General features: G+C 57.1%; 11 protein-coding genes. 7 read left to right on the plus strand and 4 right to left on the minus strand.

Features of this window, described 5'->3' with window-relative positions; genetic code table 11:
* Nucleotides 1–110: 110 nt before the first annotated feature.
* Both ACI0FJ_RS17190 and ACI0FJ_RS17195 read right to left on the minus strand, forming a co-directional pair.
* Complete coding sequence (locus tag ACI0FJ_RS17190; protein WP_424305390.1) at nucleotides 111–4,337, minus strand: PAS domain S-box protein; 4,227 nt, start codon at nucleotides 4,335–4,337, stop codon at nucleotides 111–113.
* Nucleotides 4,338–4,515: 178 nt separating this feature from the next.
* Nucleotides 4,516–5,034: a hypothetical protein gene (locus ACI0FJ_RS17195; RefSeq protein ID WP_424305391.1), complete on the minus strand. Its 519-nt coding sequence runs from the start codon at nucleotides 5,032–5,034 to the stop codon at nucleotides 4,516–4,518.
* 210 nt (nucleotides 5,035–5,244) lie between these two features.
* On the opposite strand from ACI0FJ_RS17195, the gene tpx reads away from it, so the two are divergent.
* Entirely contained in the window at nucleotides 5,245–5,757 is a 513-nt protein-coding gene (gene tpx, locus ACI0FJ_RS17200) for a thiol peroxidase (protein WP_424305393.1), read from the plus strand.
* Nucleotides 5,758–6,064: 307 nt separating this feature from the next.
* Here tpx and ACI0FJ_RS17205 read toward each other — a convergent pair whose 3' ends face one another.
* Nucleotides 6,065–7,987 carry a response regulator gene (locus ACI0FJ_RS17205; RefSeq protein ID WP_424305395.1) on the minus strand — a complete coding sequence of 641 codons (1,923 nt, stop codon included), beginning with the start codon at nucleotides 7,985–7,987 and terminating at the stop codon, nucleotides 6,065–6,067.
* Nucleotides 7,988–8,206: 219 nt separating this feature from the next.
* Nucleotides 8,207–8,416: a helix-turn-helix domain-containing protein gene (locus ACI0FJ_RS17210; RefSeq protein ID WP_424305397.1), complete on the minus strand. Its 210-nt coding sequence runs from the start codon at nucleotides 8,414–8,416 to the stop codon at nucleotides 8,207–8,209.
* Between the two features lie 241 nt (nucleotides 8,417–8,657).
* Here ACI0FJ_RS17210 and ACI0FJ_RS17215 point away from each other — a divergent pair, with 241 nt between their 5' ends.
* From ACI0FJ_RS17215 to ACI0FJ_RS17240, 6 genes are all read left to right on the plus strand, one after another.
* Complete coding sequence (locus ACI0FJ_RS17215; RefSeq protein ID WP_424305399.1) at nucleotides 8,658–10,718, plus strand: acyl-CoA dehydrogenase family protein; 2,061 nt, start codon at nucleotides 8,658–8,660, stop codon at nucleotides 10,716–10,718.
* Between the two features lie 736 nt (nucleotides 10,719–11,454).
* Nucleotides 11,455–13,302, plus strand: coding sequence for a 4Fe-4S ferredoxin (locus ACI0FJ_RS17220; protein WP_424305401.1), 1,848 nt, complete (start codon nucleotides 11,455–11,457; stop codon nucleotides 13,300–13,302).
* Nucleotides 13,303–13,651: 349 nt separating this feature from the next.
* Nucleotides 13,652–14,455 carry an electron transfer flavoprotein subunit beta/FixA family protein gene (locus ACI0FJ_RS17225; protein WP_424305403.1) on the plus strand — a complete coding sequence of 268 codons (804 nt, stop codon included), beginning with the start codon at nucleotides 13,652–13,654 and terminating at the stop codon, nucleotides 14,453–14,455.
* Nucleotides 14,456–14,470: 15 nt separating this feature from the next.
* Nucleotides 14,471–15,499, plus strand: a complete 1,029-nt coding sequence (locus ACI0FJ_RS17230) for an electron transfer flavoprotein subunit alpha/FixB family protein (protein WP_424305405.1) — start codon at nucleotides 14,471–14,473, stop codon at nucleotides 15,497–15,499.
* 548 nt (nucleotides 15,500–16,047) lie between these two features.
* A complete protein-coding gene (locus tag ACI0FJ_RS17235; RefSeq protein WP_424305407.1) occupies nucleotides 16,048–16,761 on the plus strand; it encodes a LexA family transcriptional regulator in 714 nt (237 codons plus the stop codon).
* A gap of 383 nt (nucleotides 16,762–17,144) precedes the next feature.
* Nucleotides 17,145–18,020 (plus strand): flagellin, encoded by an 876-nt coding sequence (locus ACI0FJ_RS17240; RefSeq protein WP_424305409.1) that lies wholly within the window; start codon nucleotides 17,145–17,147, stop codon nucleotides 18,018–18,020.
* Nucleotides 18,021–18,221 lie beyond the last annotated feature (201 nt).

The raw sequence follows: 18,221 nt of genomic DNA on the forward strand, positions 1-18,221 counted from the left end.
AGCGCGCCGGATTAGATCACCGGGCCTGATCACCGGGCGTGATTGCCGGATTTGATCACCGAAGGTCTGTGTCGGATTTGTACGCAGTCTTGGGGCGGCTGGGAGGTGTGTCAGGCCGTAGGGCCGGTTGCCAGATACTCCTGCATGGCCTGAACCGCCATATCCAGTATCTGTGGCAGGGATCCGTGAATTTCCAGGGCCTTTTCCACCTCGTCCTGTTTCAGGGCTCTTTCCATGTTCCGGGCGGTAATGCACAAATGCGTGGCCGATACGTTTCCAGCCGCTCCGGCAAGGGAATGGGCAAACCGCAAGGCCGTGGAAAAATCTTCTTCGCTCAGGCTGCTGTTGAGATCGTCCAGATAGTTATCCGACACACTGATGAATTTTTCCAAGACCTGACTGAACAGGTCGTGGTCGTTGTCGAATCGCTTCATGGCGTCGTCCAGGTCCAGACTGGGCGGTTCTTGTGCATCGTCGGTGATGGAGCTTGAGCAACCGGCGAGGCCAGCTTGGCCGAATTGAGCGGTCGGGCCGGATTGGGCGGATTGGAGTGCAGGGCGAACATGCTGCCCTGCGTGTTTCGGCTTGCGGGCCGTGCGGGCCACGATCTCGTTAAAAGAATTCCGGTCCACGGGTTTGGGGATGAAACCCAGCATCCCGGCTTCAAGGCAGGCGTCCTGTTCCGTGTCCTGGGCGTGGGCGGTCATGGCGACAATGGGCGGAGCCGCATCGTTCAGCATTTCCCGTATGCGCCGGGTGGCCTCCAGGCCATCCATCACGGGCATGCGCACGTCCATGAGTATGATATCGAATTCCTGTCCGCCTTTCACTGCCTTCAATGCTTCCAGACCATTGACCACCACGTGCGGGACCGCCCCCGCCGACCTGAGAAATCCCCGTGTAACCTTGGCGTTCACATCGTTGTCCTCGGCCACAAGAACGCGCAATCCCTGCAGGGGCTTGTCCGGTGGCGCGTGGGGCGTGGGCAGCCCGTCCCCGGCACCTTGCTGCGTCAACAACAGTCTTTCCGCGGATTTTACGAGCACGGAGGGCCGAACCGGCTTGTCCAGGTAAAAACCTCCCGGGATTTCCCCGGTAGCAGTCCTGTGGGACGGAATGCCAGCCATGATGATGGGCGTATGGGAATTTTTCAGGCGCTTGGAGGCAACACGGGCCAGCTCCTGGGGCGGGGCCTTGTATGGCGCGCGCACGTAGAGGAGGTCGCAGTCCAATTGGTGGGGAATGTCCGTGGGCAGGGCAAAGGCCGCAGTGCGCATACCTTGTTTGAGGAAATGCAGTTTGGCCGTTTGCCGCGAAGTATCCAGCGGATCGACAATGCAGATTTTTTTTCCGGAAAGGGTGCTGTTTGGCGCGGAAGTCCTGCTCGTCCCCAAAGGAAAAGGAATTTCAAAGAGAAAGGTGCTTCCCTGGCCGGGGACGCTCTCTGCCCAAATTTTTCCGCCAAGGCCGACTACGATGTTTTTGCAGATGGAAAGGCCCAGTCCGGTTCCGCCGAAGTTGCGGGCAATGGAACTGTTTTCCTGGGTAAAGGGCTTGAACAGATCCCTTTGCGCTTTCCATGGTATGCCGGGGCCGGTGTCCTGCACGGAAAACCGCACCGTGCAGGTAGTCTCGTCCGAGTGTACGGTGGAAAGTCGGAGGACCACCTGGCCTTTTTCCGTAAATTTGAAGGCATTGGACAGCAGGTTCTGCAAAACCTGGTGCAGGCGCAGCGGGTCGGAGAGGACATCATCGGGCACGTCCGGGGAGAGGTCGAGAAGGAACTCCACCGGCCGTTTCCGCGTCATGTTCTGAAACATGACGGCGGCTTCCTCGGCAATGGCGCTGGGCGAACATTCGATGCCCTCGAATTGGAGCTTGCCCGCCTCTGCCTTGGAAAAATCCAGGATGTCGTTGACCAGGAGCAGCAGGTTGCGGGACGACGACTTCATAATGGAAACAAGGTCGGTCTGCCGGGGCGAGAGATTGGTGTCTTCGAGCAGGGTCGCCATGCCCATGACGGCATTGATGGGGGTGCGTATTTCGTGCGTCATGTTGGCCAGAAAGGTGCTCTTGGCGCGAGTGGCGGATTCGGCCTGGTCCTTGGCTATCTTGAGTTCGGCCGTGCGCATGCGGACGCGTTCTTCCAGGGCGTCGTTGGCCCGCTGCATTTCCTCCTGGTGCCGTTTGCGTTCAATGCCCAGTGCCGCCTGGTCCGCGGCCGCGGCCAGCAGATCCGCATCCTGCGGCGAGTAGCAGTTGCGGGTATGGTAATTTTGAACCGCCACCGCACCGATTGTCTTATCCCGCAGCCGCAGGGGGGTGCCCAGCCATGTCTGCGGCACTGTTCCGACAAATCTGTCTGCATTGTCGCTGGTCAGAAGAAGCGGTCGGGTGGAACGGATGACTTCCAGGGCCGCCGATTTCTTGTTTGACGTGGAGATATGGTTCACCAGTTCAAATTCGGTGTCCATTTCATCGACAAAATACGGGAAGTACAGGCTGTCGTTCTTTTCATCCACCAGGGCGATGAAGAAGTTTTTGGCATAAATGTAGCGGGCCAGGGTTTTGTGGATGGCGGCATACAGGCTGTCCAGCTTGTCGTCGCTTTCCATCACCTCGGCTATCTGGAGCCGTACGGCCATGGTGAATTCGCGCATTTTGCGGTCTGTGATGTTCAGTGCCAGCCCTTCTATTGTCCGGCTTCCGCCGTCCGGCGAGGCAACCAGCCAGGCCGATATGGAAACCCAGGTGCGGGCGCCGTCATACCGGGTTACGGGGACCTCGTACTTGGAGCAGGTACCGTTTACCCGGAGCGCTTGGAGAAAATTGCGGCCGTCGTCCGGAGACTCGAAAACGTCCAGAATGGACGGCATGTAGTTTATGAATGTTTGGGGATGGGAAAAACCGAAGAAGCCGCACATGGCCTTGTTGGCGGAAATGAATTCTCCCGATTCCGTGGCAACGAATATTCCTTCAAGTGCGCTGTCCACCAGCCCTGCATATTTCTGTTCGGCATGCGCAAGGTTTTTTTCGGTCTCGCGCAGCACGGTGACGTCAAAGGCCACCCCGCCAACGCCCTTGGTAACGCCGTCGGCCTGGATGGGAAAAACCGTGGTCTGGAAAAAGTTGGCCTTCCCCTTGGTGTCGGACTGCACGGTAACAGTATGTGGTTTACCGGTTTGCAGAACGAGGCGATCATTTTCCCTGATGGTGGTGATCAGGGGCTCCGACCAGAACTTCTCGTCTGTTTTTCCACGCAGTTGGTCGAGCGAATCCTCCATCTGGGTCGAGTAGTACTTGTTGATGAACGTGTAGCGGCCTTGCAAATCCTTTATAAAAGCCAGTCCGGGGATGTTGTCCATAAAGGCGTTGAACATGGACTGGCCGTGGCGGAGTTCATCTTCCTGCCGTCTGCGTTCTATGGCCAGGGCCGTCTGTTCCGACACGGCGGTCAGCAGGTCTGCCTCGCGTTTGGAAAACTTCCGGGGGTCGGTGTAATGCTCCAGCCCAAGTACTCCTTTTACATGGCCGCGAATGCGCAGGGGAACCCCAAGCCATGACTCGGCCTTATGGCCGAATCGCACGGTGCCACTGGTATTGAAGAACTGTCGTATTTCCTTGCCGTCCATCAGCAGCGGTGCGGCACGGCGGATGACCTCGGCGGAAAGGCTTGGTGCTTCGTCGGCAAATATATCAAGAAGCGTTACAGGCGGATCGCCGTTGTCCGAGGAATAGACAATGGTCAGGGTATCGCGTCTGTCATCGTACAGGGCCAGGAACATGGTGTCGGCCATGATGTGCTGCAGCAGCAGCGTGTGGATCTTTTTATACAGCGACGGCAGATCCATGGTGGAGCTTACGGCCTGGGAGATGCCCAGCATTATGGCCGCCGCGCGTTCGGCATGTCTGCGTGGGGTAATGTCGCGGGCCGTGCTCATAATGATTGGCGGGGCAGCGTCTTTGAGCCGCTTGATGATGTATTCCACGTCGAACAGCCTGCCCTGGGCGTGTTGAACCTGTGCTTCTCCGCGTACGGTTTCTCCCTGCATAACCAGGGCAAGCTGGGCTTCGATAAGGGAGCGGGAGCTTTCCTGCCAAAAATAATCGGCGTTTTTACCGACGATTTCGTTCCGGGGATAGCCGGAAAGTTGGGTGGCGGCCTCGTTGCAGTCCACGATGATGCCATCCCGGATAAGGACGGTGGCGTCAGGGTTGTATTCCAGAAGGGTGGGGATAAGGGCCGAAATAGTCCGTTCGTCGAACGGAGGAGGACATACCTGTTCTCGGTCCGACAAATCATCGGCCCGGGATGATATGGTATTCGGTCGTTTCATAATAATATTTTGTGAATCTTCTAGATTAAGCTTTTTTATAGCAAGATAACAGGCTGAACTCAATTATTATTCGTTGAGATAGTCTTTTCTCACTCTGGAAGAAACCATAGCAGAAAGGTGGGAGAAAAGGATTCTCCGCGCAAGAGGTGGGAAGAACAGGAGTTGGTAGCGGCTTGCTCTAGTTTGTGGTCTGATCGGCTACGCGAAAATGATTTTTGAATCTGATCAGCGCAATGAAAACGTAGGTGAGGTAGAGCGTGGTGGCCAGCGATGTTCCCGTGGAAAGGGAAAAGGCCAGCGAATTGGTATTCACCATGTAGATCATCTGAAAAATAGTCAGGAACATGAGCATGGTGGCGTTGCCCAGCCAGATGATGCTGGTGGCGAGATAGTCCATGGTGTCCTGCAGTTTGTCCGGGGCCAGCCAATAGTCGCGGTTGGGAAGAATTTTGAGGTAGCGTGTCGGCAGCTTGTGGATGAAGAGCCCGCAGCAGATGAAATACAGGGAACCCAATATGAGGACCAATACGTCGATGCCGCCCATGGCCGCTTTGGCGAGCGTGGTGATTGGTTTTCCATAGGCATCGGACTGGGTGACGACCTTGGCCGGAAGCTCGGGGAAAAATATGACCAGCTGGCACGCCCCGGCCAGAACGATGACGGCGAAAACGATAAATCCCATGCGTTTGGTGCTCATGGACGTGCACATACATTGCCCTGTACGTTGGGGTCAACGGGAAAAGGCGTAAGGCGATTGCCCGTGCTCCCTGACTTGCAGGGAAAGGTCATTCTTTCTTTGCCGCAAGGTGGATTGTCGCCGCGGGCATGTTTGTGTTATGTTGCAATGTGGGTACTCTTTGAAAGTAATATTTATTCCCATCAAATAAACAAACCTAAGGAGATCTCCATGGCTTCTGAAAGAATTACTACTATGGGTGGCGCACCTCTTCATCTGGAAGGAACCGAACCGACCGTCGGTGCACCGGCACCCGACTTCACCTGCGTGGCAAACGACATGACCGCGAAGGGCATGGCCGATTACAAGGGCAAGGTGCTGCTTATCGCCTCTGTTCCGTCGCTGGATACTCCTGTGTGCGACCTGGAAACCAAGCGCTTCAATGCCGAGGCTGCTTCCCTGTCCGAAGACGTGCAGGTGCTGGTCATCAGCATGGACCTGCCCTTTGCCCAGGCAAGGTGGTGCGGGGCGGCAGGCATAGAAAACCTGGAGACCCTCTCCGACCACAAGGAGGCCGCTTTCGGCAAGAACTGGGGCATGCTTGTCAGTGAACTGCGTCTGCTGGGCCGGGCCGTGTTTGTAGTGGACCGGGAAGGCGTTCTGCGCCATGCGCAGATTGTGCCGGAAATCGGAAACGAGCCCGACTATGAAGCCGCGCTGCGGGCAGTGAAGGACGTTATTTAGTCCGGGTTCTTCAGGCTGCTTGCCCCTCCTGTTTGGTAAAACGCATGGCGGGCTATGGTCACCATGCTGGCTGCCGCGTGGACGGCTCCTTTTATGAAGCGGGTCTTGCGGGCAGGGCACGAGGGCTGACACCCCAGTCTGCTACCGTATACAGAGCATAAAAAAATCCGGGGAGGTTCTGCACAGGACCTTCCCGTTTTTTATGGCAGCCGGGCAGGGCGTTGCCACTACGCCAGGCAAAGGCCCCGGACATATGCTGACAGATGTTGACAGATGGTGTTTGGGGAGGGCTAGTAAATGGGGCTGATCATCCGGCCTGAATGTGCAGGTGCATTTCGTCGATGGTCCGGCTGACGGCTTCCTTGAGAGGGGCCGTGAGGTTCCGGACGTGCGCCATGTCGTGGCCGTCGGCGGCGGACGCGAGCTTGCCCGCTATTTCTCCGGCGGCAACCGCACCGGCATTTGCCGAGGCCCCTTTCACGGCCATGGCAAAGTGGGAAACCGTTTCCAGGTCTTCCTCTTCCAGAGCCAGGTCCAGGGCTTTGACCTTGGCGGGAACGTCCTTGGTATAGGCCTTCCAGACATCGAGTATGAGATCCCTGTCGCCGCCCAGACGGTGCATGGTGCCGCGAAAGTCTATATAGGAGCCGTCGGCCTGCGAACCGAATGCGGGCATGCGCGCCCCGCTCAGCGCGGCACTTATGGCGTCGTGCAGGCCTGCTGAGGAAATGGGTTTGGACAGAAAAACATTGACCTCCAGATCGTCCAGGCTGAACGTGGCTTCCTCGCGCGAGTGGGCAGTCATAACCACTATGGGCAGATCCGCAGCGGTGCCCGGTACGTGCCCGGCCCGAATCTTCCTGATGGCTTCCAGCCCGCTCATGACCGGCATCTGCAGGTCCATGACCACGACGTCGAAGTTTTCCTGGGCAAGAATATCCACGCATTGCCGACCATTTTCCACGGCAGTGACGCTGTGGCCTCCCTTTTCCAGAAGACGCTGGGCCAGCCGCCTGTTGGTGTAGTTGTCCTCGGCCACAAGAATATTGATGTCGGCTGGCGCCTTGCGCGTCTGCTGTACAGCGCACTCGGTTGTTGCCGTTTGGGCGTTTCGCCGAAACGCTACGGTAAAGGTAAAATTCGTTCCCTTGTTTTCCTTGCTGCTCAGTTCCAGAGTGCCGCCCAACATGCGGACAAGCTCGCGGGATATGGCCAGCCCCAGGCCTGTGCCGCCGTGTTTGCGGGTAAGGTAATTTTCTGCCTGGGTAAAGCTTTCGAAAATCTGCGTACGCTTTTCGCCGGGAATTCCCACCCCGGTATCCGTGATGCTGAAGTGCAGGAGGATTTTGCTTGGTGTGCATTTGGCGCACGACACATGCAGGGCCACACTTCCCGATTCGGTGAATTTTACCCCGTTGCCGACGATGTGATAGAGTACCTGCTTGAGCTTGCCTGCATCTCCTATGAGCGCGTCCGGCACGTCATTGTCTATTTTCCAGGTAAAGTTGATGTTTTTGGTACGGGCCTGAAATGTCAGGGCATTGCAAGTGGCATCCACGGCTTTGCACAGGCTGAACTTTCGTTCGGACAGGGTCAGGTCTCCCGACTCCATGGACGAAAAATCGAGAATGTCGTTGAGGACCGCCAGAAGGGAGGACGCGGAGTCCTTGACCATAATCAGGAATTCCCGCTGCTCTGCGTTGAGTTGTGTTTCCAGCAGCAGGTTGGACATGCCTATGATGCCGTTCATGGGCGTGCGGATTTCGTGGCTCATGTTTGCCAAAAAGGAACTCTTGGCAAGGCTGGCCTTTTCCGCCTCCATTTTGGCGGCCTTCAGTTCCTGCTCCAGCACATGCTTGTTCAAGGCCACTTCTATGGTCGAGTGCAGCTCCCGTTCCTCGAACGGTTTGACCAGATAGCCGAAGGGCATGGCGTTTTTTGCCCTGAGCAGGGTTTCCTCGTCGGAATACGCGGTAAGAAAGACAACGGGAACATCGAAGATTTCATGGATATGTTCGGCAGCCTCAATGCCGTCCATGTCGTCCTTGAGGCGAATGTCCATGAGCACGAGGTCGGGATACGTTTCTTCGGCACCCGTTATGGCTTCGCGGCCGGAAGCGGCAACGGCTACAACCTCATAGCCCAATCGGGTGAGCGTATGTTGTATGTCCAAGGCGACGATTCGCTCGTCGTCCACGACCATTATTCGGTTGGGTGTGTCTTTTTGCATTGGAGATTGTATTTTAATTTCTTACAACCATACGAAAAAAAGAGGATATTGAAAATACGTAAGTTTGGGCAAGGCGTAAGAAAAAAATGACGCGGAAATTTGGGGTCGGTGGCGTCTTTCCCCGTGCAGTCTGCCTCCCAGGCCGGAGGTCGCGTCTGCCGTCGGACAGCAGCGCAACCAGACCGGGTGGAAACTATGGACGGAACTCCGGGGGAAGACTCAGCGCATGCGGCAGGAACTTTGGCTTCCCGTCTGTGCCATGCGCTGGCGGCTGAGCCACTGCTCCGCATCGCGCGGAAGTACGCGCCAGATCCCGTCCATCTTAAAGGCCGGGAAATCCTTGCTGTTGATCCATTTGTACAATGTTTTGCGCGAACAGCCCAGCTGTTCGGCAATATTGTCCAATCCGGCGATGACCATCTTGCTCATGAAAAACTCCGTTACTGAGGTTGATGTCGTGCATTTGGATTCCCGGTGGCTTGGCTGCAATATATACTTGGTATGCGAAGATAGTCAAGCAAATGAGTACATATAGTTTTTAGTACGTGATATACGTATTTTAAACAGGACTTTGTGAGGAAATGGGCGAAGATTGACGCAATCTAGTGTTTGAATTAATCCCTAAACGCAAAAATCCGAATTGGAATGCACGGAAAAACAGGAAGTACGCATGGAAAAACTCAAGACTCTGCCTGGCGACGACGTCCGCCAGATAATGTGGCGATTTGCTGACCGCTTCGATATCCAGATGGCCGTGCAGTCGGCCCGCTCCATTGCCCGGAGCACTGTAGCCCGCATGGTGGGCGACGGAGTGCGCAAATCGCACGAATGGAACGACGCCAAAGCCGAACTTCTTACTGCTTTCGACAACTCCGGCCTTACAGCCCTGTTTATGGACCCGGCCCAGGGCGGCTTTATCGAAGGCCCCAAAAATATGGCCCTGGCCCTGGTTGCCTTCGAGCTTTCCTGGGTTGACGGCGGCGCAGCCACCTGCAGCCTGGCCAACAACCTGGCCCTGGCTCCCATCCACGAAAAAGGCACACCGGAACAGCGCAACGAATTCATGAGCAAATGCGTTCCCGGCCAGTCCGGCGACGAGCGCGGAACCTGGCGCGGCGCTTTCGCCCTTACGGAACCGCTGCCCTATGTGGGCGTTGATACCGGCGTGCTGGGCGGCAGGATGCGCATCGAGAGTTGGGAAGACGGCCAGGAACCCATGCTCAAGATTGAAAAACGCGGCAGGTTCATCACCAATATGGACTTTGCCAACTATATAACAGCTGCCGTGGAATCCGACGACGAACGCATCAAGGGGTCCTGCATGGTCATCCTCACCGAGGAAGATCCCGGCACCTTTGACCGTGGCGCACCTACCCTTAAAATGGTGCATCAGCTTTCCTCCACCCGCGACCCGGTATTCAGCCTGACCATTCCCGCCAGCCGCATCATCGGCGGATACGATGTGGTGGACGGCGTTATCGTGCCCAAGCACAGCCACAGCGAAGTCATTGCATCGGTTTTCCACCGTACGCGCATTCCCGTGGGGCTTATGACCTCGGCCAAACTGCTGTCCGCAGTCGAGCCTGTCATCCGCTACCATCGTCAGCGTTTCCGCGGCGGCGACGCCTCCCAGGAAGGCTCTCCCCGCTACGACCTCGGCCTGCAGCAGAAGGAAGATGCGCTGCAACGTCTGGCCGACGTCTGGGCAAGCGGTGAAGCCGGAGCCTCGCTCGGATTCGGAGCGGCCCGTCTGGCCGACAGCTTCGATCCCATCGAGCGGGCCAAAGAGAAACATTTCCAGGAGTTGGGCGTTGCCGGGCCGCGGGCCCAGTTCAGCGCCCTGCGCAAACGGGCCAAGGACGTGCTCGAATTCGTGGACATGGAATTTGCTCCCGAAGCCGAACGCGACGCCGCCCGTTACAGCGAACTGAGCAACGACACCCTGGTTCAGTTCTCCTACATGGAAGCCCTGGCCGGTGTGCTCAACCCCGGCTGCAAGCTCTGGAACACCGGAGTGGGCGGAACCATGATGCGCGAAGCCGTGGCCCTTATGGGCGGATACGGCATTACCGAAGACTGCCCCGGCTTCCTCTTTCATAAGTGGACCGACTCGCAGCTTGAAGCCACCTACGAAGGCCCCGAAGCCGTGCAGCGTCGCCACCTTACGGCTACCATGATCAACGACGTCTTTCTGGCGGTGTTCGACAAGTGGACTGCCCAGCTTGAATCCATGGCCGGTCAGGCCCCGGAAACCGGAGCAAAAGCCCTGGCCGCGGCCATGAAGCTTTGGCGTTTCACCCTGGATGCCATGCGCAAGACAAAGGACGCCAACGGGCGCAAGCTCTATCATTCCAAGCGTCAGGGCGTGACCTTTCCTCTGGCCGATGCCCTCTGCTGGCTGATCGCCGCACGCTTTTTCATCATGGACGTGCGCGAACTTCAGGAAAAAGGGCCCCTGAACCCCGTTGTCGCCGAAGGACTGGAAGGCACGCTGGCATTCTTTGCCGGACTCGCCGCCACCCAGGCCGCACGCAGCGCCGGTGAATCCAACCGCATCTGTGCCGAGCTGTACTATGGTTTTCTGGACCAGGCTCCGGAAGCCGCCGACCAGTTCGACAGCCTGCGCGCCCAGGCCGACCGCGCCATGGCAGGCGTCCGGCTGGCAAAGGATCAGGCCGCCGATGCACTGACCGGCGTGATGATTCCCGAAGCGCTCGATTATCCGATGTAATTAGGCAGGCTGCTCAGAAAGGTATGGGAGCAAGGCGCTAGAAAAATTCAAGGTCGATGCGTATTTTTCGATACGTGAGGATTTGAATTTTACGCAGCAACGAAGCTAACGTGCCTTTATCAGCAGCCTGGGGGACGTTGTCCCCCCGAGCCCCCCTACCAGGAGGCAACGGCCTCCTGGACCTGCGACTTTTAAAAACGGCTGCCGCGCACAAGCGCATACGCTTGCACACGGCAGCCGTTTTTAAGGTAGAGGGGGAAAACATGAATTGTTTAAGTAAACGCCAGCGAAGCGATATTTAAATTTAGGAAAGGGAGCGCGAGGGGAGAACTCGATTATGGACCGGATACGCAAAGGACGTTCTTGTCCTTTGCTTTTATCGGCTCCGCCCCGGTCATGCGTCCTGTATGGCATGTGAAAAAAGGTAGCGGTTGTTGTGTAGCAACCGGTCATAAAAAATAAAAGTTTTTGGAAAGGGAGCACGAGGGGAGAACCTTTTTTGTGGACCGGATACGCAAAGGACGTCCTTGTCCTTTGCTTTTATCGGCTTCGCAGAAACGTGGTTCTGCTTCGCCTCGCGGGGCTCCGCCCCGGCCATGCGTCCTGCATGGCATTTGAAAAAAGGTAACAGTTGTTGCGTAACGACTGGTCATAAAAATAAAAGTTTTTGGAAAGGGAGCACGAGGGGAGAACCTTTTTTCAAAAAGGTTTCCCCTCGTCCTAAAAGGAATGCCTTATGAGTGAACGGCAACGGATGGATGTTGACATAGCGTGTGTAGGTTTTGGTCCGGCCATGGCTGGATTTCTGACCACGTTGACGCGCGGCATGATGCGCGAGGATGGCACTCCTGTGGCTGAGAGTGCGTCCATGCCGGGCATGCCGCCCCAGGTCATTTGTTACGAGCGTGCGGACGATCCCGGCTTTGGGGTTTCCGGCGTGGTGACCAAGGGCCGCGCCATCCGCGAGTCGTTTCCGGACCTGGACCTGTCGCAGATTCCCATGGCCTGCGAGGTCAAGGAAGAAAAGGTCGTCTACCTGCTGGACCCTGTGGGCGCGAGCCGCCGGAGCACGCTGGTTGGCGTGGCCGACAAGCTGCTGGGCGCGGTCGGTTCCATGGTGGGCGTAAAGGACCATGCGTTCGAGCTGCCCTATGTGCCGGAGTTCATGAAAAAAGAACCCGGCATTGCCATGTCCATTGGTCAGTTTACGCAATGGGCCGCCGGGCAGGTGATGGGAACGGGCATGGCGCAGGTGTGGCCGTCCACCCCGGTAGCCAAGGCCATTATTGAGAACGGCAAGGTTGTTGGCGTGCAGCTGGCCGACCAGGGCGTGAATAAAAAGGGCGAGCCGGACGCGGGCTACATGCCCGGCATGGACATCCACGCCGCACTGACCGTTGTGGGCGACGGCCCTGTCGGCCCGGTGGGCAGAGGCATCGATCAGGAGCTGGGCATGCCCCTGGGCACCCACCGCCAGGAATGGGCCGTGGGCATGAAGATGGTTGTGGACCTGCCCGAGGACTGTACATTGGAACCGGGAACGGTTCTGCACACTCTGGGGTATCCCGAGCCTGAAATTTTCGGATTTTTGTATGTCTATCCCGGCAACGTGGCCTCGCTGGGTGTTTTCATTCCGTCCTGGTTTGATTCGCCTGTGCGCACCAGCTACCGGTATCTGCAGCACTGGATGCAGCATCCCTATCTGTGGAAGCACCTCAAGGGCGGCACCATGCGCAGCTGGGGTGCCAAGTCTCTGCAGGAGGCCGGACGCCAGGGCGAACCTCTGCTGGCTGGCGACGGCTATGCCCGCATCGGCGAAGGTTCCGGCTCCACCAACGTGCTGACCAACTCGGGCGTGGACGAAGCCTGGGCTACAGGTTCCATGCTGGGTGAGTCCGTTCTGGAGCTGTTGGAACAGGGCAAGCCCTTCACCCGCGAGAACCTGGAGGAAACCTATGTACAGCGCCGTCGGGAAAGCTGGGTGGGCCGGGAATCCGAAGTTGCGGAAAACGCACGCGACGGGTTCCAGCGCGGTTTTGTGCCCGGCGTTCTGGGCATGGCCCTCACGGGGCTGAGCAAGGGCAAGTTCAACTGGCCCGGCAAGCTCAAAAAGGTCTACGAGCGCATTCCTTCCGTGGAAGAATATTACCGGGGCCGCATTTCCAAGGCGCGTATCGAGGAGATTCGTGCCGAGTGCAAGTCCAAGGGGCAGCATCTGTACGACGCGCTCATGAACGAAGCGGGCTGGCCCCAGATTGAATACGACGGCCAGCTTTTGGTATCGCATCAGGACGCGCTGCTCATGGGCGGAAAGGTCCAGGCCGCACCCGGATATGCCGACCATGTGGTTTTTGTGGACCCCGACCGTTGCCGTTCCTGCAATGAAAAAGTATGTATTGAAATCTGTTCCGGGCAGGCCATTACCATGAACCCGGAAGACGGCGTCCCGCTTTTTGATCGGGAAAAATGTGTCCATTGCGGCGCGTGTCTGTGGAACTGCAGCAAGCCGCACCCCACGGACCCGGAACGGACCAACATCGAGTTCCGCGCCGGTGCGGGCGGACTGCATTCTGCCGAGAACTAGAATTTATGAGCAGGGGGCGCTGCCCCCTGCACCCCCGCCAGGAGGCAACGGCCTCCTGGACCTGCGACTTGCATCCGGCTGCCGTTGCAGCCGGAATGCAGGCAGGGCTTTGAAAAAAGTTAGGACTGTTATTTTACAGGCTGTTTAACCGGCTTCGCAGGAACGTGGTTCTGCTTCGCCTTACGGGGCTACGCCCCGACCATGCATCCTGCATGGTTTTGAAAAAAGTTATGACTGTTGCGTTACAGGCTGTTTAACCGGCAAAAGTTTTTGGAAAGGGAGCGCGAGGGGAGAACCTTTTTTCAAAAAGGTTTCCCCTCGCCCCGCCTTTCGATGGAGACCGACCCTTATGAGTGAATTCCACATTGTAGTATGCGCGGGCATGGTACCCGACCCGCTGCAGACCTTGGAGCCCATGCAGGTTCCGGGCGGCGGATATGGCTTGAAAAACGAGATGATGTTGCCTGCGGTGCTCGACCCCTGGGCATGGCATTCGTTGTTCGAGGCTGCGAACCTGGCCAAGAACGTGCCGGGCAGCAAGGTCTGGCTGGTAACGCTGGGCCCCAAGGCCAAGTTGCAGCAGGTTATGATGACTGTTGCGCAGAAGGCGGCATTCCAGCTGGTTGTGGTGGACGGTCCTGCGGGCGGATTCACCGAGGCGTTTGACGTGGCCGAGGCTCTGGCCGGTGCCATTGACGGCATTGCCGACCTGGACAAGTCCAAGCTGCTGATTTTTGGCGGCTGGCAGTCGGCTTCCCGCGGCGCAGGCGCAACCCTGCAGATGGTGGGCGAGCGTTTGGGTGTGGTCAATCAGTTCCAGGGCGTGGACAAGATTACGCCCCAGGCTGATGGTTCGTTCGAGGTTATGGAGCGTGTGGAAGGCGGCAGCTATCAGATTTCCGAGTGCCAGGGCGCACCGGCTGTTCTGGGCTGGGCCACGGGCAATCTTCCCGAGCCTCCGAACAACCCGCAGATAGGCATGCAGAACATGCAGAAGATCATGCCCGCCATGCAGCAGGCAAAGGCTGCCACTGTGGGCGCTCCGCAGTTTCAGAGCGTGGAACTGCCCAAAACCAAGCGGGAGACCCGCGTGGTCAAGGACACGCCTGTGGATGACATCGCGCGCGAACTCGTGGAATGGATTCGAGCCTAGGTGAGGTACGACGATATGGATAAGATTTTATATATTGCGGCAGTGGAGCAGGACGGCGCATTGTCCAAGACCTCTTTGGAGGCGTTGGGTGCCACAACCAAGCTGGCCGGAGAGCTGGGCGCGGACTTTGACGTGGCCCTATTTGGCAAGGACGTGCAGGCGGCTGCCGACAGCCTGGCCGGTTGCGGCGCACAGGCTGTGCTTGGCGTAAGCGGTGAAGAATTTGCACAGGCCCGTTATGGAACAGACGCTGCGGCCATGCAGGCTTTAGTTGTCGAATCGGGCGCCACTGTGGTATTGGCTTGTGCAGATTCGCGTATCAGCCGGGTTGCTGCGGGGGTTGCGCAACGCCTGGGAGGTCGTGTAGATACATTCTTAACCGACATTTCTGGTGAGAATGGCCAGGTCAACGCCACGCGCTGGTTTTACAGGCAGCGTATGAAAGGCGTGCTGACGCGTACCGAGCGTCCGTGGGTGCTTACCATAGCCCCGGGCAGCTTTGAAGCGGCAGCGACCCAGCCAGGACAGGCCGATGTAAAGACCGTTGCGGTGGAGCTTCCGGGCGATGCCGTAAAGACAACGGTGAAGTGCATCCAATCGCCTGATGCGGACCAGCAGACCATCCGCCCCGACGCGGAACTGCTGCTGGTGGCCGGGGCTGGATGGACCAAGAAGCAGGACGGCGCGGTGCGTTCCGGAGACGCGGAAACGCTTATCCTGTCGTTCCTGAACAATACAAAATGTTCTTTGGGCAGCAGCAAGTCGTTGGTGGACATCAGCGGCGAAGGCGAGGCGGTGCTTTCCTTTATGAGCCACCTGCACCAGGTGGGCCAGACCGGGGCCACGCCGCGCCACAAGAAAGGGCTGGCCACATGCTGCCACGGCGAAGAGCCGCATGTTGTGGGCTGGCGTTTCATTACCGAACGCAGGGCGGTCAACACCGACGCCAACTGCGGATGGGCCCAGGGCAAGGCCGACGTGCTTTACGTTGCCGATGCCTTTGCGGTCATGAACAAGGTGAACGAGCTCTTGTCCGGCGAGTAAGTTCTGCGACTAGGGCGTTCAAGAGAGAGGGCCGTCTCCATCGGGGAGGCGGCCTGTTTTTTTGCCCAAGTGGCTTCGCAGCCGTTCTCTGCAGGGGGCGCGATGTTGGGGCGAGCGCGTAACAGCCGGTCTCTCGTCAAGCGGGTTTTCGGGCCACGGCTGTCAGCCTGCTGCTCTGGTGGAGCTTTTCGTTGGTGGCGCAAAATGTTGCATTGCTTGCAGGTGGACGTTCACTAGTGATTTCAACCGGCGCTGTTGTGGCAAAGGCATTGCCGTGGCTGGGCCGTCTGCCAATGGGGGAAGCTGCAGTAACTTGCTTTTATTTTCCCATGGCGTGTGTGGCGCGACTGGTGTGAAGAACGGAAAAGGACGTTGTACTGTATGTTTTCCCACGTACTAACGATGTTACTTGACAAATGTGTCCGCATTTTCTTGACGTTGTACAAGGGATCTGCCAAGATATAAAGGTATGAGATTATCGTCATCCGGCATTGCCGAGATGTGGTGGCGGGGGGCCGCCATGTGATGCCGGGCTGCAGGGGGCACATATGAAATCCAATCTTCCGGAATATGAGATGAAGGGCTTTGAGGTTACAGACATTATCCGTCGCATGATGTTTGCGACGCAAAGTCGCAACCAGGCGGAACTGGCCGAACGCCTTGGCGTGCGCCGAGCGGCCGTAACCGATGCCAAGCGCCGCCAGGCCATTCCTTCGGACTGGTTCATGCGCATCGGCCGTATGTTCAGCGTAAATCCTCTTTGGCTGGAAACAGGTCTGGGGTCCTACGGCCTGAGCGAAGAATCGATAATTGCCGAATCTCCCGGAGCGTACAAGGCGGACGAGTTCGCCTATGTTCCCAAGGTGTCCGCCGTGCCGCGCATGGGGCCGGAAGGTCTGGAAACCGACGAAGAGGTGGAGGATTTTTATGCCTTCCGCCAGCAATGGCTGACCCGCATCAGTATGGGAAGCATTTCCGCCCTGCGGCTGATGGCGGTTGCCGGAGACAGCATGCAGCCGACTCTGTGGGACGGAGACACGGTTTTGGTGGATCAGAGCCAATGTGACCCGGTTGCAGGCAAGATTTACGTCATCGGCATTGACGACGGTATTGTGGTGAAACGGGTTGAGAGAAGGCCTGGAAAGCTGGTTCTGATAAGCGACAACCACGCACTGTATCCTCCGCTGGAGATTAATCTCGACGAATCCGCCAACGTGCGGGTGATAGGCCGGGTTATCTGGATGGCGCGGGAAGTGATGTAGCGGGCCTGTCGGCAGGGAAAGCCATCTTTTGCAGGTGGTCCGTCCGGGGACGGTGGAAAATCAGGGGGAGACAAGCGCATAATGCGGGGCGGATTTCGTCCCGTTTTTTATTTGGTTTTGCTGCCGAGTGGATGATGTTGAGGAAAAATTAATGGGCCACAGGCCCTTTTTTTTGAATCATGCACGCTGTGTTTTATTTTTTATATGCAATATCAATATGTTATACTTATTTTCTGCAAGAATAAAAAAAACCACTTTTTTTCTAAAGTTTTTTCCCTACTGGACGATGAGGCAGTCAACGGTGGTTCATTGAAACAAAAGGTCCCGTTTATTTTGGTACTGCCGGCAAGGAAGCCGGTAATTACTTCAAGGAGGAAGTACAAATGGCAATGGTAATTAATCACAACATGATGGCGATGACTGCGACTCGGAACTTGAACTCTGCGTACAACGCATTGAGCACGTCCACCAACCGCCTGTCATCTGGTCTTCGCATCACCTCGTCTGCTGATGATGCCGCCGGTCTGGCTATTCGTGAATTGATGCGGGCCGACATCACCGCAACCAACCAGGGCGTTCGTAACGCCAACGACGCTATTTCGCTGATTCAGACTGCTGACGGCGCGCTCGGCGTCGTCGATGAAAAGCTCATCCGCATGAAGGAACTGGCCGAACAGGCTTCGACCGGTACTTACAACTCCACGCAGAGAGGCATCATCGACTCCGAATACCAGGCAATGGCTTCGGAAATCACACGTATCGCCAACGCAACGGACTTCAACGGCATCTATCTGCTCAACGGCAACCTGTCCGGCACGCACAGCGGCTCGGGGCTGGTTTCCACCGGTAAGCTGAAGGTCCACTTCGGTTCCGGCAACGATTCGTCGGAAGACTACTACCACATCGAGATCGGCAACTCCACGGCTTCCGCCCTGGGTGTCGGTCTGGCTGCCGGTAACTCCATCTCCACTCAGGAGCTGGCGCAGAAGTCTCTCGACAAGATCAATGCAGCCATCGTGTCCAAGGACAAGATTCGGGCAAATCTGGGTGCGATGCAGAACCGTCTGGAAAACACCGTCACCAACCTCCAGATCCAGGCTGAAAACCTGCAGGCCGCAGAATCTCAGATCTCCGATGTGGACGTTGCCACGGAAATGACCCAGTTTGTTCGCAACCAGATCCTCAGCCAGTCCGCAACTGCCATGCTTTCCCAGGCCAACAGCCTGCCCAGAATGGCTATGCAGCTCATCGGCGGCTAGTAGGTTCCCTGTTCGCACAAAGTTTATGGACAACCGCGAGGCCCGCTTCGGCGGGCCTCAGTTTGCTGAAAACGGCAGTATAACGTCGTTGCTTCAAAGGATTCAAATCCTCGCATATGAAGAATACGCGTTGTTTGTAATTTCTTTGGGCTTGAATCCTTTTTTGTGTTTCGCTCTCTGATTTTTTATTTGCCGCTCTCC

This window comes from Desulfovibrio sp. 7SRBS1 (genome assembly GCF_049723905.1).
GTDB lineage: Bacteria > Desulfobacterota > Desulfovibrionia > Desulfovibrionales > Desulfovibrionaceae.

What these genes read in the sequence shown, in the direction of transcription:
- ACI0FJ_RS17235 (WP_424305407.1), top strand. Translation starts at nt 16,048, where the DNA reads ATGAAATCCAATCTTCCGGAATATGAGATGAAGGGCTTTGAGGTTACA.
- ACI0FJ_RS17205 (WP_424305395.1), bottom strand. Translation starts at nt 7,987, where the DNA reads ATGCAAAAAGACACACCCAACCGAATAATGGTCGTGGACGACGAGCGA.
- tpx (WP_424305393.1), top strand. Translation starts at nt 5,245, where the DNA reads ATGGCTTCTGAAAGAATTACTACTATGGGTGGCGCACCTCTTCATCTG.
- ACI0FJ_RS17210 (WP_424305397.1), bottom strand. Translation starts at nt 8,416, where the DNA reads ATGAGCAAGATGGTCATCGCCGGATTGGACAATATTGCCGAACAGCTG.
- ACI0FJ_RS17220 (WP_424305401.1), top strand. Translation starts at nt 11,455, where the DNA reads ATGAGTGAACGGCAACGGATGGATGTTGACATAGCGTGTGTAGGTTTT.
- ACI0FJ_RS17240 (WP_424305409.1), top strand. Translation starts at nt 17,145, where the DNA reads ATGGCAATGGTAATTAATCACAACATGATGGCGATGACTGCGACTCGG.
- ACI0FJ_RS17230 (WP_424305405.1), top strand. Translation starts at nt 14,471, where the DNA reads ATGGATAAGATTTTATATATTGCGGCAGTGGAGCAGGACGGCGCATTG.
- ACI0FJ_RS17215 (WP_424305399.1), top strand. Translation starts at nt 8,658, where the DNA reads ATGGAAAAACTCAAGACTCTGCCTGGCGACGACGTCCGCCAGATAATG.
- ACI0FJ_RS17225 (WP_424305403.1), top strand. Translation starts at nt 13,652, where the DNA reads ATGAGTGAATTCCACATTGTAGTATGCGCGGGCATGGTACCCGACCCG.
- ACI0FJ_RS17190 (WP_424305390.1), bottom strand. Translation starts at nt 4,337, where the DNA reads ATGAAACGACCGAATACCATATCATCCCGGGCCGATGATTTGTCGGAC.
- ACI0FJ_RS17195 (WP_424305391.1), bottom strand. Translation starts at nt 5,034, where the DNA reads ATGAGCACCAAACGCATGGGATTTATCGTTTTCGCCGTCATCGTTCTG.